This is a genomic window from Georgenia faecalis (assembly GCF_003710105.1).
GTDB lineage: Bacteria > Actinomycetota > Actinomycetes > Actinomycetales > Actinomycetaceae > Georgenia_A > Georgenia_A faecalis.
In genome coordinates this window covers 825,219-839,504 of record NZ_CP033325.1, presented here as the reverse complement: position 1 = coordinate 839,504, position 14,286 = coordinate 825,219, and the positions used below count along the sequence as shown (strand labels likewise).

Below are 14,286 nucleotides of genomic sequence, written 5' to 3'. Positions count from 1 at the left end.
CTGCCCGTGCCCGGGCGACCATCGACTCACGACGGTCGACGGTCGACGGTCGACGGTCGACGAGGAGGGCGCCATGAGCGGACACAGGGTGCAGGACCGGCTGCGGGCCGGGCAGGGCGTCCCGTTCCCCACCGAGCGCGTCCTCACCGGACGGGCGCCGGCCCGGCGTCCCACCGCGAGCGCGCTGGTCACCCTGGCCCGGGTGCTGGCCGACCGGCCCGACGACGCCCTCCTCGCCGCGACGTGCGAGGCCCGCGAGACCTGGCCCGTGCGGGGCGACGCCGAGTCGCGGCGCGGGCTCGCGCTGCTCGGGGAGTCCGAGATCGCCCAGGAGTCGGCCGACCGCGTCGGCGCCGACTACGACCGGCTGTTCGCCGGCCCCGACGCCCTCGCGCCCCTCCGGACGCGTGACCTTCGTCGCGCGTCCGACGCCGCCGAGGCCCCGGTACCGCCGGAGGCCCTCGCGCTCCTCCACCTGCCCGTCACCGGGCCGGCGGACCACCTCGCCGTCATGCTCGCCACGCTGGCGGCGCTGCCCACGGCCGGGGCGGACGACGACGGCGACACGCTCCTCGTCGTGCGCGCCGAGCGGGTCCGCCGCGACCTGCTCACCTGGGGCCCACGCTGCTTCACACGCGCCCAGAACGGCTCGAAGACCTACTTCTACCAGGGCGTCGCCGCCCTCGGCCTGGGGCTCCTGCGGGACCTCGAGCGCTAGGGCTCCCGTCGGGCCGGCGCACCGACGGTGAGCACCAGCTTGCCCACGACGTCCCCGCCGGCGAGCCGCGCCAGGGCCTGCGGCGCCGCGGAGAGCGGCAGGACGTCGTCGACCACGGGTCGCGCCCCGGTCGCCACGAGCATCTCCTGGACCGCGACGAGCTCGTCGCGGGTGCCCATCGTCGCGCCCACGACCCGCAGGCTGCGGAAGAAGATGCGGTTGAGGTCCGCCGGGGGCATGGCCCCCGACGTCGCCCCGGCAACGGCCACGGTGCCGCCGGGCCGCAGCGCGCGCAGCGAGTGACCCCAGGTCGCCTCGCCGACCGTCTCGACGACGGCGTCCACCTGCTCCGGTAACCGTTCGCCCGTGGCGAAGGCCGCGTGCGCGCCGATCTCGAGGGCCCGCGCGCGCTTGGCCTCGTCCCGGCTCGTCACCCACACCCGCAGGCCCGCGGCCCGGCCGAGGACGATCGCCGCCGTCGCCACACCGCCGCCGGCGCCCTGGACGAGGACCGTGCGGCCGGGCCGGAGGGCTGCGGCCGTGAAGAGGAGCCGGTAGGCGGTGAGGTAGGCGGTGGGCAGGCAGGCGGCCTCGGCCCACGTGAGGTCCGGGTGCTTGGGCACGAGGTTGCGCGCCGGCACCCACACGCGCTCGGCCAGCGTGCCCGGGTAGCGCTCGGAGAGCAGGGTGCGGGCGGGGTCGAGCGTCTCGTCGCCCTCCCAGCCGGGCGTCGACAGGACGGCGTGGACGAGGACCGCCCTCCCGTCGGGGTCCGTGCCTGCCGCGTCGGTCCCCAGCACCATGGGCAGGCGGTCGGCGGGCAGCCCGACGCCCCGCAGCGACCACAGGTCGTGGTGGTTGAGGGCGGCCGCCCGGACGTCCACCGGCACCCAGCCCGCCTCGGGCGGCCCGGGGTCGGCCACGTCCGCCACCGTGACGCCGCTGAGCGGGTCCCGGGCATCCTGGGCCGTGGCCCGCACCGTCATCATCGCGCCAGCCTGCCACGGGTGGGCGCCGCCGGGCCCTGCTCCTGGGCGCGCACCCGGGTGGCTCGCCGCGTATGGGACGATAGGGCGCTGAGTCCCGCCGCTGGCGGGTTACGTCGACCCGGGAGGTCTCATGAGCAAGCGCGGACGCAAGCGCAAGGCCCGCAAGAGCGGCGCCGCCAACCACGGCAAGCGCCCCAACGCCTGAGCGCAGGCAGGCAACGTGAGAAGGGCCGACCGGATGGTCGGCCCTTCGCGCGTTGAGCCCCCGCCGCTCGCTCGGCCGCGCGGGAGGGGGCCGGCTACCGGCCCGGGTCCGTCAGCCGCAGCCGGGTGAGCTGGACGGCCACCCGCATCCGCAGCTCGGCCGGAGCGACCTCGGCGCACGAGCGCCGGATTATCGCGCGTAGGTGCTGCTCGGCGTCGGTCGCCTCCCGGCACGTCGGGCACTGCGCCGCGTGCTCCTGGAGGCGCGCGCACTGGGAGTCGCTCATCTCCGAGTCGAGGAACTCGTCGAGGCGGTCGAGCAGCTCCTCGCAGCCGCACGGTCCGGCCTCGTCCGTGAGCGGCAGGTCCGGGCCCCAGCCCCGCCGGGCCGCCTCGAGGTGGTCCACCATCGGGTCGTGCTCCTTCACGGCTGCACCTCCTTGACGACGCCGAGGGAGCGGGCGTGGTCCGCGAGCAGCACCCGCAGCTGGCGCCGGCCCCGGTGCAGGCGCGACATCACGGTGCCGATCGGAGTGCCCATGATCTCGGCGATCTCCTTGTACGCGAAGCCCTCGACGTCGGCGAGGTAGACCGCGAGGCGGAAGTCCTCAGGCAGCTCGTTGAGGGCGTCCTTGACCTCGGAGTCCGGCAACCGGTCGAGAGCCTCCATCTCCGCCGACGGCAGCCCGCCGGAGGTGTGGGACGCCGCCCGCGCGATCTGCCAGTCCTCGACGGAGTCGGCGTCCGACTGCAGCGGCTCGCGCTGCTTCTTGCGGTAGGTGTTGATGAAGGTGTTCGTGAGGATCCGGTACAGCCACGCCTTGAGGTTGGTCCCCGGGCGGTACTGGTGGAACGCCGCGAACGCCTTGGTGAAGGTCTCCTGGACGAGGTCCTCGGCGTCGGCCGGGTTGCGCGTCATGCGCATCGCCGCGCCGTAGAGCTGGTCGAGGTAGGGCATCGCCTCCACCTCGAAGCGCGCCGCGCGCTCCGCGTCGCTCTCGGCGGCGGGGGCGCGGTCGAGGTCGTCCTCCGAGCGCTCGGTCATCGTCCACGAGCCTAGTCGCCCCCACGGCTCGCGCGCGCCGGGTAGCCCGGCGCCGGCGTCGGGCCGGCACGGGGCGGGCACGGACGGGTCGAGCAGGATGGTCATGTCCGGTGCAACCGATGTTCGGCGCCCGGCATTCCTCGCCCATGCGCTAGCGCATACCGCTCGCCGCGCGCAGCGGTTTGCGGTAGCAATGACCCATGAGTCTCACGCATCGCCTCGCCCGTCCCCTGCTGGCCTCGATCTTCATCGCCGACGGTCTGGACGCCCTCCGCCGACCGGACTCCCACGTCGAGCGGTTCCGCAAGGCCGAGCCGCTGCTGGAGAAGGTGGGCCTCGGCGGTATGGCCGCCGACCCGCGCCTGCTCGTGCGCGCCACCGGCGCCGTGACGACCGTGTCCGCGATCATGCTCGCCACCAGCCGCAAGCCGCGGACCGCGGCGCTCACGCTCGCGGCGATCACCGTGCCCCTCACCCTGGTGAACAACCCCGTGTGGTCCGCGCACGACCGCGGGCGCAAGCGCGAGCTGCGCCGGGGCCTGCTCCGCGGCGCCAGCGCCACCGGCGGGCTGCTCCTCGCCGCCCTCGACCGGGACGGCAAGCCGTCGCTGGGCTGGCGCCTGACCAACAACCGCGAGCACCGGGCCGCCATGCGCGAGCTCAAGGGCTCCCTGACGAGCTGAGCCGCACGGACGTGCCCGCAGCGCGCCCGACTACGCTCGCGGCATGACCCTGACCCCCGACCCGACGGAACCGTGGGCCGCACCGGTCGCGACCGCCGCGCTCGAGGCCGTCGTCGACGTGCCCGGCTCGAAGTCCCTGACCAACCGCTCCCTCGTCCTCGCCGCGCTCGCCTCCGAGCCGACGCAGCTGCGCAGCCCGCTCCACTCCCGTGACTCCGCCCTCATGGTGGAGGCCCTGCGCGTCCTCGGCGTGGGGGTGGACGCGGTGGACGCCGACGGCCGCCCCGACCCCGAGGGGCCCGACCTCCTCGTCGACCCCGCCCCGCTGCGCGGCGGCGGGCACGTCGACTGCGGGCTCGCCGGCACCGTCATGCGGTTCGTCCCCGCCCTCGCCTGCCTCGCCGACGGCCCGGTCACCTTCGACGGCGACCCGCGCGCCCGGCAGCGCCCGATGGGTCCCCTGGTCGACGCCCTGCGCGACCTCGGTGCACAGGTGGACGACGACGGGCGGGGCGCCCTGCCCTTCACCGTCCACGGCACCGTCGCGCTCCCCGGCGGCGCCGTCGAGGTCGACGCGTCGGCCTCGAGCCAGTTCGTCTCCGCGCTCCTCCTGCCCGCCGCACGGTTCGCCGCCGGCATCGAGCTGAGCGTGACGGGCCCCGTGCCGAGCCTGCCCCACGTGGCCATGACCGTGGACGCGCTGCGCCAGCGGGGCGTGCGCGTCGACGTCGAGCCCGGCGCCGGCACCCCGGCACGGTGGACCGTCCACCCCGGGCCGATCAGCGGCGGGATCGTCGCCGTGGAGCCCGACCTGTCCAACGCCGGTCCGTTCCTCGCCGCCGCCCTCGCCGTCGGTGGCCGGGTGCGCGTCCCCGGCTGGCCGACGACCACCACCCAGGCCGGCGACCGCCTGCGCGACCTGCTGGCCCGGATGGGCGCCGAGGTGACGCTCGGGCCTGAGGGGCTCACGGTGTCCGGGACGGGCACCATCGCCGGCCTCGACGAGGACCTCCACGACGTCGGTGAGCTCACCCCCACCCTCGCCGCCCTCTGCGCGCTCGCCGAGGGCCCCTCCCGGCTGCGCGGAGTCGCCCACCTGCGCGGGCACGAGACCGACCGGCTCGCGGCGCTGGTGACGGAGATCAACCGCCTCGGCGGGCACGCCGAGGAGACGGAGGACGGCCTCGCCATCAGCCCCCGGCCCCTCCACGGCGCCCGGGTGGAGACCTACCACGACCACCGGATGGCGACGTTCGCCGCCATCATCGGCCTGCGGGTGCCCGGCGTGGAGGTGGTCGACGTCGCCACGACGGCCAAGACCCTCCCCGACTTCCCGGGGATGTGGACCGCCATGCTCGCGGGCTCGCGCACCCCGGCCGGCCGGCGTTGACCGCGGTGCGGGGGCAGCGGTGACCCCGGCCCGCGGGGACACGGGCACCGACGACGACCGGGTGCGCGTACGGCCCAACCGCCGCGGCACCCGCCCCCGGACCAAGCAGCGCCCGGAGCACGCCGACGCCACCGAGGCGATGGTCCTCGCCGTCGACCGCGGGCGCTACACGCTCCTCGGTCCGGACGGCACCCGCCTGGTCGGGATGAAGGCGCGCGAGCTCGGGCGCGGCGCGCGGACCGCCGTCGTCGTCGGGGACCGCGTCGCCGTCGTCGGGGACACCACTGGGCGGCCCGGCACGCTGGCGCGGATCGTCCGCGTCGAGGAGCGCACGACGGCGCTGCGGCGCTCCGGGGAGGACGGGGAGTCCGCCGGCGTCGAGCGGGTCATCGTCGCCAACGCCGACCAGCTCGTCATCGTCACGGCACTGGCGGACCCGGAGCCCCGGCCCCGGATGGTCGACCGGTGCCTCGTCGCCGCGTACGACGCCGGCATGGAGCCGATCCTGTGCCTCACCAAGGCGGACCTGGCCGACCCCGCACCGTTCCTCGCCCAGTACGCCGCCCTCGAGGTGCCCGCGCTCGTCACGGCGATCGAGGGTGCGGAGGTGCACGGGCTGGACGCCGTCGTCGACCGGCTCACCGGGCACACCTCGGTGCTCGTCGGGCACTCCGGTGTGGGCAAGTCCACGCTCATCAACGCCCTCGTCCCGGCGGCCCACCGGGCGACCGGCGGGGTCAACGCGGTGACGGGCCGCGGGCGGCACACGTCGAGCTCCGCCGTCGCCCTCCCGCTGCCCGGGGGCGGCTGGGCCATCGACACCCCCGGCGTGCGGTCGTTCGGGCTCTCCCACGTCGGGCCGGCGGAGCTCCTGCGCGGGTTCGCCGACCTCGCCGCCGTGGCCGAGCAGTGCCCGCGCGGGTGCACGCACGCCGCCGGGGCACCCGACTGCGCGCTCGACGAGTGGGTCGCCTCGGGGAACGCCGGCACCGCCGGGCAGGCGCGGCTCGACTCCTTCCGCCGGCTGCTCGCGGCGCGGATCCCGGACGACCCGGCCGAGGCCGTCTGATCATCGCCCGGCGCGGCCCCTCCGTCCCCGCACGCCACGGGGATAGCGTGCGAAGCATGGCTTCCCCACGACTTCGTTACGACGACGACCTCCGACTGGCGCACGTGATCGCCGACCAGGTCGATGCCCTCACGATGTCGCGTTTCCAGGCCCTCGACCTCGTCGTCGACACCAAGCCCGACCTCACGCCGGTCTCCGACGCCGACCGCAGCGCCGAGGAGCTCGTGCGCTCGCAGCTCGCCCGCACTCGCCCCCGCGACGCCGTCCTCGGTGAGGAGTTCGGCAGCACCGGCCGCTCGACGCGGCAGTGGGTCATCGACCCCATCGACGGCACGAAGAACTTCGTCCGCGGCGTGCCGGTGTGGGCCACCCTCATCGGCCTGGTCGAGGACGACGAGGTGGTCCTCGGCGTCGTCTCCGCGCCGGCGCTGGGACGGCGCTGGTGGGCCGCCCTGGGCTCGGGCGCGTGGACCGGGCGGTCGCTGTCGGCGGCGCGCCGCCTGCACGTGTCCAAGGTGGAGCACCTCCACGACGCGTCCCTGAGCTACTCCTCGCTCGACGGGTGGGCCGACACGGGGCGGCTGCGGGCGTTCCTCTCCCTCGCCCAGACGTGCTGGCGCACCCGGGCGTACGGCGACTTCTGGTCCTACATGCTCGTCGCCGAGGGCGCGGTCGACGTCGCCTGCGAGCCGGAGCTCGAGCTCTACGACATGGCCGCCCTGGTCCCGATCGTCACCGAGGCCGGCGGCCGGTTCACCAACCTCTACGGTGCGCCGGGGCCGTTCGGCGCCAACGCCGTGGTGACCAACTCCCTCCTCCACGACCAGGTTCTCGAGGCGCTCACGTCCCAGCACGACTGAGCCGGGCGTGGCGCCGCGCACACCGGCGCGCGGCGCGGCGGGGATGTCGGTGGCCGCGGTTACCGTCGAGGCATGAGGATCCTCCACACCTCGGACTGGCACCTCGGGCGCACGCTGCACGGGGTGGACCTGCTCGACCACCAGGAGGCGTTCCTCGACCACCTCGTCCAGGCCGTGCGCAGCGAGCGGGTCGACGCCCTGGTCGTCGCCGGGGACGTCTACGACCGCGCCATCCCGCCCGTGGCGGTCGTCGAGCTGCTCGCCGAGGCGCTGGAGCGCCTCACCGAGCACACCCGGGTGGTCCTCACCCCCGGCAACCACGACTCCGCCACCCGCCTGGGGTTCGGCGCCTCACTCTTCCGCGACCAGCTCGTCGTCCGCAGCCGCGTCGAGGGCGTGGGTTCGCCCGTCGTCGTGCCGTCCCGGGACGGCACCGAGGAGGCGCTCGTCTACGCGCTGCCCTACCTCGACCCGGACACCTGCCGCCACCGCCTCGCCGGTCCCGAGACCGGCGACGACGGCGCACCCCTCGTGCCCGCCCGGTCCCACGAGGCGGTGGCCCGCGCCGCGATGGCGCGGGTGCACGCCGATCTCGCCGCCCGCCGCGCGGGCGGTGGTCCCCGGGTGCCGGCGCTGCTCATGGCGCACGCGTTCGTCGTCGGTGGGCAGCCGTCGGAGTCCGAACGGGACATCCGGGTGGGGGGCGTCGACAGCGTCCCGCTCGGGGTCCTTACCGCGGGCGGGGAGGACGCGGCGCTGGACTACCTCGCCCTGGGCCACCTCCACGGGCCCCAGCGCGTCGGCCCGGACCTGGACCCCGAGGCCCCCGGGCGGCCCCTCGCCCGGTACGCCGGCTCCCCGCTGGCGTACTCCTTCTCCGAGCGCCACCACCGCAAGTCGGCGGCGCTCGTCGAGCTCGGTCCCGGCGGCGTGCGCTCCGTCGACCTCCTCGACGTCCCCCGGCCGCGCGGGCTCTCGGAGGTCACCGGCACGCTCGAGGCACTGTGCTCGCCGGCCTTCGACGCCCAGGCGCAGGACTGGGTACGGGTGCTCGTCACCGACGCCGTCCGCCCGCCTGACCTCTACGCCCGCGTCCGCGCCCGGTTCCCGCACGCCCTCGTCATCCAGCACCGCCCCGAGTCCGGCCCCTCCCCCGCGGCGGGCGTGTCCCCGTCCCTCGACCCGCTGCTCGTGGCCGCCGAGTTCGTCCGCACCGTGGGCGGCGCCGACCCCGACGGCGCGGAGCGCGCCGTCCTCGCCCGCGCCTACGAGGCCGTCCTCGCGCAGGAGATGAGCGCCTGATGCGCGTGCACCGCCTCACGCTGCAGGCCATCGGGCCGTTCCCCGGCCGGCACGAGATCGACGTCGACCGGCTCTCTGCGGGCGGCCTGTTCCTCCTCGAGGGCCCCACCGGCGCCGGCAAGTCGACGATCATCGACGCCGTCGTCTTTGCGCTCTACGGCTCGGTCGCCTCGAGCGAGACGAGCGAGGACCGGCTGCCCTCCGCCCATGCTCCCGCGGACGCCGAGCCCTTCGTCGAGCTCACCTTCTCCACCGGCGCCGGCATCCACCGCGTGCGCCGGTCACCCAAGTACGCCCGGCCCAAGCGCCGGGGCGACGGCGTGACCACCCAGAACGCGACCGCCAAGCTCTGGCGGCTCGCCGCGGTGGACGACGCCGCGGGCGAGCCGATGGCAGCGACGACCCAGGAGGTGGGCACGGAGATCGGGCGCATCGTCGGGCTGGACCGGTCCCAGTTCACCCAGACGGTCGTCCTGCCGCAGGGGCAGTTCGCCGCGTTCCTGCGCGCCAAGCCGGAGCAGCGCCGGGCGGTGCTGCAGGACGTCTTCGGCACCGAGGTGTACGAGCGCGTGCAGCACCAGCTCGCCGCCATGGCCAAGGAGGCGAGGTCCGAGCTGGGCCGCGCGGCGGAGGACATCCGCGCTGCGGCGTCCGGGTTCGTCGTGGCGGCCGAGCTCGACGAGGACCGCACGGCCCGCCTCGAGGCGGCCGCCCGCGACCTCGCGGCGGAGGCCCTCACCGAGGAGGTCGAGCGCGCGTGCGCGGAGGCGGACCAGCGTGCCGCGAGCGCGACGGCCGCGGAGGAGGCCGCCCGGGAGGCCGAGCGGTCGGCGCAGCGGCGGCTCGACACCGAGCGCGACCTCGCCGTCCGGCTCGCGCGGCGCGGGGCGCTCCTCGCCGAGCAGCACGCCCTCGCCGAGCGCACGAGTGACGTGGAGGTGGCCGAGCGCCGCCTGGCGAGCGCGCAACGCGCGGCGGGGACCACCTCGGCGCTGCGCGCGCAGGCCGACGCCGGCGCCCGCGCCGCGGACGCCGCCCAGGCCCTCGCGCTCCGCCTGGCCGAGGTGGCCGCGGGCGAGCACGCCGACCTCGCGACGCTCGTCCCGGTCGACCCGGAGCAGGCGGAGCGCGACCACCTCGTGCGCGTGCGGGCGGCCGCCCACGACGCCGCCGCGGAACGGGGGGCGCTCAGCGACGTCCTCGACCTGGAGGCCGGTCTGCCGGCCCGCGCGGCCCGGCTGGCCGCCGACCGGGAGGCGTGCGGGGCCGAGGCGACGGTGCTGGCGGCGCGGGCCGCCGACCTCGCCCAGCGCCCCGCCGAGCGCGCCGCCCTGCACGCGCGCGCCGCGACCACCCGGGCCGCGGCGGCGGAGCGCTCGGGCGCGCGCGCCGCGCACGCCCGGACCGAGGAGGTGCTCCTCGCCGCCCGCGCCTGGGAGGATCGCCAGCGCGCGCACGGGAGCGCCCGGGAGCGGCTCGCCCGCGCGGCCCTCGCGGCGCGCAAGGCGCAGCAGGCCGAGCACGAGACCCGGATGCGCTGGATCGCCGGCCTGGCCGGGGAGCTGGCCACCCAGCTCGAGGAGGGCGAGGCGTGCCCGGTGTGCGGGTCCGCCGAGCACCCCGAGCCCGCCCGGCCCACCGCGGCCCACGCCAGCGCCGAGGAGGTCGAGGCCACCACGGCCGCGCGCGTCGCCGCCGAGGAGGTCCTCTCCGCGGCCAATGCCACCGACGCCGCGCTCGCCGCCGAGGTGACCGCGCTCGCTGCGGCGGCCGGGGGGCGGGACGTCCCCGCGGCCACGGCCGACCGGGACCGCGCCGCGACCGCCCTCGCCACCGCCGAGCAGGCGTCCCGCGACCTCGACGTGCTCGAGCGGGAGATCGCCGGGTTCGACGCCCGCACCGCCGCGCTCGAGGCGGCCCTGGCCGGGGACCGGACCGAGGTCGCCGCCCGGGAGGCCGGCCTGGCCGCCGAGGCCGCGCAGCTGGCCCGGGACACCGAGCACTGCCGGCGCGCCCGGGGTGAGGCGGCGTCGGTCGCCGCCCGGGCCGCGGACCTGGCCCGCCGCGTCGCGGCCGCCCACCGGCTGGCCGAGGCCCTCGAGGAGCACCTCGAGGCGGCCCGTTCCGCCACGGCGGCGTCCGAGGCCCTCGCCCGCACGCTCGCCGAGCGTGACTTCGCCGACGCGGCCACGGCGCGTGCCGCGCTGCTCGACGACGTCACCGCCCACCGGCTCAGCCGCGAGATCACCGACCACCGCGCCGCGCTCGGGCGCGTGGCCGCCGGCCTCGCGGAGGCGCCGATCGCGTCGCTCACCGGCGAGGAGTCGGCGGACGTGCCGGCGGCCACGCTGACCCACCGCGCCGCCCAGGAGCACCTCACCGCCGCCACCCGGCAGGCCGTCGAGGCGCGCGGGTGCGCCCAGCGGTCGGCATCCGCCCGCGCCGTCCTCACCGCGGGCCTGGGCGCCCACGCCGCCCGCGCCCGCGCCGCCGCACCGGTGCTGCGCATGGCGGCCCTGGCCACGGCGGCCGAGGGCAACGCCAGCTCGATGACCCTGGCGACGTTCGTCCTCCTGCGCCGGTTCGAGGACGTCGTCGCCGCCGCCAACGAGCGCCTCGGCGCCATGTCGGACGGGCGCTACAGCCTCGAGCGCATCGACGAGCGCGAGGGCGGCCAGCGCTCGCGCAAGGCCGGCCTGGGCCTGGCGGTGCGCGACCACGTCACCGAGCGCGCCCGCGACCCGCACACGCTCTCCGGTGGCGAGACCTTCTACGTCTCGCTCTCCCTCGCCCTCGGCCTCGCCGACGTCGTCACCAGCGAGGCGGGCGGCATCGCGCTCGACACGCTCTTCGTCGACGAGGGGTTCGGCTCCCTGGACCCGCAGACCCTCGACGACGTCATGGGCGAGCTCTCCCGGCTCCAGGCCGGCGGGCGGGCCGTCGGCATCGTCAGCCACGTCACCGAGCTCAAGTCACGCATCGCCGAGCGCATCGAGGTCCGACGCCTGCCTGGAGGGGCCTCCACCCTCACCGTGCGCTGCTGACGGAGGCCTCCGGGCGGGGTGCCTCCGGGCGGGGTGCACGGCCGTGCCCGCACCCTGCCCGGAGGCCGCCGCCCGCGTCGATGTCGAGCCCGGCCGCCTCACCGTCCTCGCCCGGTGGCACCGCGGGCCGAGCCGGGCCCGACCCGCGGTGGGGGGTCACAGGTCAGCGGGCCCCGCGGCGTCGGCCAGCTGCTCCGCCTCAGCGAGGCGCGCCGTGCGGCGCTGCTCGAGGACGTCGCGGTTGGCGTCCGCCTCGGCGGCGGCCGGCGCCTCGAGCCGCATCCGCATGGTGCCCTGGTCGGCCTGCTCGGCGAACTGGCCCTGGAGCTCACCGCGGACCCGGTTGCCGCTCGCGGACACCGACTCGTTGCCGGTCCCGGCCAGGTTGCCCCGGATGACGTTGCCCGAGACCTCGGCGACGCCGGTGGTCCCGGTGACGGTGACGTTCCCGCTCCAGACGCTGGTGCCGTGCTCGCACTCGCCGAGCGCGCCGCCCGCCCCGAGCTGGACCCCCACCCCGTTGCCGGCGAAGGTGGCGTGGCCGTCGACCTCGCTGCCGCAGACGGTCGCGCCGTACTCGGCGCCGGTGACGGTGAGGGTGCCGCCGACCACGGAGTCGAGGACGTCGGTGTAGAGCGAGTCGGTCGTCTCCACGAGCCGCTGGGCCACCGAGCTCTCCAGGAGGAACGAGCCGCCGGTGGAGGCGATGCGTCCGGCGAAGGTGGCCCCGTAGGTCCAGAGGAAGGAGTCGGGGTTGACGTTGGCCGTCGCGGTGTAGGCGTTGACGTCGGTGCCGTCGAGGTAGATGCCGAAGGCGCCGCGGTTCGCGACGTTGCCCGCGACCGTCGACTCCCCCAGGTCGAGGTAGCCGTCGCCCTGGACCGTGACGTTCCCGTTGATGGTGAGGCCGTCGCCGACGAGGTCCGCGCCCCGGGCGACGGTGACGTTGCCGGTGACGACGATGTCCTCGAGCGAGCAGGCCTGGTCGGCGGGGACGAGGAGGTCACCCGGGACGGTCACGCCCGAGGCTGACCCCACGCAGTGGGTGGTCAGGCCGGCCTGTGCGGGACCGGCGGCCCCGAACCCGGCGAGCACCAGCCCGCCGATCATCACGCTGGTCAGTCGCTTTCGCATGGTTTCTCCTTCGACTCGGATGAGGTGCCCGACCACGACGCGCCGACGGCGGCGTGCTCGGGTGGAACGGTGCGGGCGGCGCCGCCGGGGCGGGCTCGGGGACGTTCATCAGCGCGCGGACGAGCAGGACCGAGGCGGGACGGCGCACGCCGGCGCGCCCGGGTCGCGTCGCTGGCGCCTCGCCACGAGCCCCCGTCCGGCCGGCGTCGTCACCGCAGCCCGCCTCGAGCGCGTCGGTCGTGACGCCATCTGTCACTCCTGCCGGCTGGACGACATCACTGTCGGGGCAACCCCCAGGACGAGAGTCAATCGGTCGGCACGAGATCCGGCAACCACCCCGCAAGGCGTCGCGACCGGGGGTGTAAGGGCGCCGTCGGCCCCCTCCGCGGCGCGCACGCCGACCGCCCAGCCGGCCCGTTGCGGTCGTCAGATCCGCGCGGTGCCGCCGCTCCGGGCCCTCGGGCGACAGCCTGGCCCGGCCGGTGCCGCCGACCGGCGGGCCGGTCGTCCCCGAGGCGAGGGTCGCTCCCGGGCGGCAGCGGTCCACGCTATCCGTCGCAAGATTTCACACTTTCGACTTGACTCCCGCGCGACCTTCCGCTAGTGGAAATCACTTTTGCTTGTCAGTCGCCGGAAGGCCGACTTACGGTCATGACGATGTGTGTTCGCCCCACGCCTCGGTAGTCGCAACGACGCGGTCGCCCATCGGTTCTCGCCGGTGAGGATCCGGCGACGTGACCGAGGCGCTGTCCGAGATGGCGGGAGCCTCCATGACCAGCACCACCCGGCCCCAGAACGACGGGGGGCTCTCGCGCCGCGCTGTCCTCGCGGGCGCCACCACTGCCATGTTCGTCCCGGCGACGGCCGCCGCCCTCGGGACGTCCGCCGTCGCCGTGTCGCCGTCCACGGCCAGCCGCCCCAGCGCCGCGGTGCCGGCGGGCACGACGCACCGCATCACCATGTACGTCGAGGAGCTCGGCGGCGGGCAGGTGGGCTACGGCCTCGAGCCGGGCGCCGCGACGATCCCGGGTCCCGTCCTCGAGATGTACGAGGGCGACACCATGGAGATCACGCTCGTCAACACCACCGACCGGGATGTCTCCATCCACCCGCACGGCGTGCTCTACGACACCGCCTCCGACGGCTCCCCGTTCAACGCCTCCTACAACGGGCCCGGCGAGACGCGCACGTACACCTGGCGGACCACCGGCGAGCGGTCCATGGGCCGGTGGAGCCGTCCGGGCACCGCGGGGTACTGGCACTACCACGACCACGCCATGGGCACCCCGCACGGAACGGGTGGCCTGGCTGCCGGGCTCTACGGCGCGCTCATCGTGCGCCGGCGGGGCGACGTCCTGCCCGACCGGCAGTTCACCTGCGTCTTCAACGGGATGCTCATCAACAACCAGTCCGCGCCGCACACCCCGATGTTCGAGGCGCGGCTCGGCGAGACCGTGGAGTTCATCTGCATCGGCCACGGGGACATGTTCCACACGTTCCACCTGCACGCGCACCGCTGGGCGAACAACCGGACGGGCTACCTCGAGGGCCCGCGCGACCCGAGCCAGATCATCGACACCCGCGACCTCAACCCCGGGGACTCCTTCGGCTTCCAGGTGGTGGCCGGCGAGGACGTGGGTCCCGGCGCGTGGATGTACCACTGCCACGTCCAGTTCCACTCCGACGGCGGGATGGCCGGCATCTTCCTCGTCCGGAACGCGGACGGCAGCATGCCCGACGGCGCCCAGGAGTCGATCGACTGGTTCCACGAGCACGAAGGAGGGCACTGACCGCTGGTCTCGCGCCCCCGGCACACCGCCGGGGGCGACGTCGTACTCCGAGGGGGAG

At 76.1% G+C, this 14,286-nt stretch carries 13 protein-coding genes; 9 read left to right on the top strand and 4 right to left on the bottom strand.

Features of this window, described 5'->3' with window-relative positions; genetic code table 11:
- Positions 1-73 precede the first annotated feature (73 nt).
- Entirely contained in the window at positions 74-718 is a 645-nt protein-coding gene (locus tag EBO36_RS03510) for a TorD/DmsD family molecular chaperone (RefSeq protein WP_164471325.1), read from the top strand.
- On the opposite strand, the gene EBO36_RS03505 is transcribed toward EBO36_RS03510, so the two are convergent.
- Positions 715-1,707, bottom strand: coding sequence for a zinc-binding dehydrogenase (locus tag EBO36_RS03505; RefSeq protein WP_122823388.1), 993 nt, complete (start codon positions 1,705-1,707; stop codon positions 715-717). The two genes, EBO36_RS03510 and EBO36_RS03505, sit on opposite strands and share 4 nt — an antisense overlap.
- Positions 1,708-1,837: 130 nt before the next feature.
- On the opposite strand from EBO36_RS03505, the gene EBO36_RS15970 reads away from it, so the two are divergent.
- Complete coding sequence (locus EBO36_RS15970) at positions 1,838-1,912, top strand: 50S ribosomal protein bL37 (protein ID WP_387967653.1); 75 nt, start codon at positions 1,838-1,840, stop codon at positions 1,910-1,912.
- A gap of 94 nt (positions 1,913-2,006) precedes the next feature.
- Here the strand turns inward: EBO36_RS15970 and rsrA are convergent, their stop codons facing one another.
- Both rsrA and EBO36_RS03495 read right to left on the bottom strand, forming a co-directional pair.
- The gene (gene rsrA / locus EBO36_RS03500) at positions 2,007-2,339 is read right to left on the bottom strand and encodes a mycothiol system anti-sigma-R factor (RefSeq protein WP_122823387.1); all 333 of its coding nucleotides are present in this window, start codon (positions 2,337-2,339) and stop codon (positions 2,007-2,009) included.
- The gene (locus tag EBO36_RS03495) at positions 2,336-3,061 is read right to left on the bottom strand and encodes a sigma-70 family RNA polymerase sigma factor (RefSeq protein WP_122823386.1); all 726 of its coding nucleotides are present in this window, start codon (positions 3,059-3,061) and stop codon (positions 2,336-2,338) included. The genes rsrA and EBO36_RS03495 overlap by 4 nt, the downstream gene beginning before the upstream one ends.
- Positions 3,062-3,156: 95 nt before the next feature.
- On the opposite strand from EBO36_RS03495, the gene EBO36_RS03490 reads away from it, so the two are divergent.
- The 6 genes from EBO36_RS03490 to EBO36_RS03465 all read left to right on the top strand — a co-directional run bounded on the left by EBO36_RS03490 (position 3,157) and on the right by EBO36_RS03465 (position 11,304).
- Positions 3,157-3,639, top strand: a complete 483-nt coding sequence (locus EBO36_RS03490; protein WP_122823385.1) for a DoxX family protein — start codon at positions 3,157-3,159, stop codon at positions 3,637-3,639.
- Positions 3,640-3,682: 43 nt separating this feature from the next.
- Positions 3,683-5,029, top strand: a complete 1,347-nt coding sequence (gene aroA / locus EBO36_RS03485) for a 3-phosphoshikimate 1-carboxyvinyltransferase (protein ID WP_122823384.1) — start codon at positions 3,683-3,685, stop codon at positions 5,027-5,029.
- Positions 5,030-5,048: 19 nt separating this feature from the next.
- On the top strand, positions 5,049-6,098 hold the full coding sequence (rsgA, locus tag EBO36_RS03480) for a ribosome small subunit-dependent GTPase A (protein WP_187695838.1): 1,050 nt from the start codon (positions 5,049-5,051) through the stop codon (positions 6,096-6,098).
- Between the two features lie 56 nt (positions 6,099-6,154).
- The gene (gene hisN / locus EBO36_RS03475) at positions 6,155-6,958 is read left to right on the top strand and encodes a histidinol-phosphatase (protein WP_122823383.1); all 804 of its coding nucleotides are present in this window, start codon (positions 6,155-6,157) and stop codon (positions 6,956-6,958) included.
- A gap of 72 nt (positions 6,959-7,030) precedes the next feature.
- Positions 7,031-8,260, top strand: coding sequence for an exonuclease SbcCD subunit D (locus EBO36_RS03470; RefSeq protein ID WP_122823382.1), 1,230 nt, complete (start codon positions 7,031-7,033; stop codon positions 8,258-8,260).
- Positions 8,260-11,304 carry an AAA family ATPase gene (locus EBO36_RS03465; protein WP_122823381.1) on the top strand — a complete coding sequence of 1,015 codons (3,045 nt, stop codon included), beginning with the start codon at positions 8,260-8,262 and terminating at the stop codon, positions 11,302-11,304. Before EBO36_RS03470 ends, EBO36_RS03465 begins: the two co-directional genes overlap by 1 nt.
- 156 nt (positions 11,305-11,460) lie before the next feature.
- Here EBO36_RS03465 and EBO36_RS03460 read toward each other — a convergent pair whose 3' ends face one another.
- The gene (locus tag EBO36_RS03460) at positions 11,461-12,438 is read right to left on the bottom strand and encodes a hypothetical protein (RefSeq protein WP_164471324.1); all 978 of its coding nucleotides are present in this window, start codon (positions 12,436-12,438) and stop codon (positions 11,461-11,463) included.
- Positions 12,439-13,208: 770 nt separating this feature from the next.
- Between EBO36_RS03460 and EBO36_RS03455 the strand changes: the two genes are divergently transcribed.
- The gene (locus tag EBO36_RS03455) at positions 13,209-14,228 is read left to right on the top strand and encodes a multicopper oxidase domain-containing protein (protein ID WP_222928765.1); all 1,020 of its coding nucleotides are present in this window, start codon (positions 13,209-13,211) and stop codon (positions 14,226-14,228) included.
- Positions 14,229-14,286: the final 58 nt, after the last annotated feature.

Bases quoted from the DNA above. Each gene is read 5' to 3' on its own strand.
- EBO36_RS03510 (WP_164471325.1), top strand. From the start codon at position 74: ATGAGCGGACACAGGGTGCAGGACCGGCTGCGGGCCGGGCAGGGCGTC.
- EBO36_RS03505 (WP_122823388.1), bottom strand. From the start codon at position 1,707: ATGATGACGGTGCGGGCCACGGCCCAGGATGCCCGGGACCCGCTCAGC.
- EBO36_RS03495 (WP_122823386.1), bottom strand. From the start codon at position 3,061: ATGACCATCCTGCTCGACCCGTCCGTGCCCGCCCCGTGCCGGCCCGAC.
- EBO36_RS03490 (WP_122823385.1), top strand. From the start codon at position 3,157: ATGAGTCTCACGCATCGCCTCGCCCGTCCCCTGCTGGCCTCGATCTTC.
- aroA (WP_122823384.1), top strand. From the start codon at position 3,683: ATGACCCTGACCCCCGACCCGACGGAACCGTGGGCCGCACCGGTCGCG.
- hisN (WP_122823383.1), top strand. From the start codon at position 6,155: ATGGCTTCCCCACGACTTCGTTACGACGACGACCTCCGACTGGCGCAC.
- EBO36_RS03470 (WP_122823382.1), top strand. From the start codon at position 7,031: ATGAGGATCCTCCACACCTCGGACTGGCACCTCGGGCGCACGCTGCAC.
- EBO36_RS03465 (WP_122823381.1), top strand. From the start codon at position 8,260: ATGCGCGTGCACCGCCTCACGCTGCAGGCCATCGGGCCGTTCCCCGGC.
- EBO36_RS03460 (WP_164471324.1), bottom strand. From the start codon at position 12,438: ATGCGAAAGCGACTGACCAGCGTGATGATCGGCGGGCTGGTGCTCGCC.
- EBO36_RS03455 (WP_222928765.1), top strand. From the start codon at position 13,209: ATGACCAGCACCACCCGGCCCCAGAACGACGGGGGGCTCTCGCGCCGC.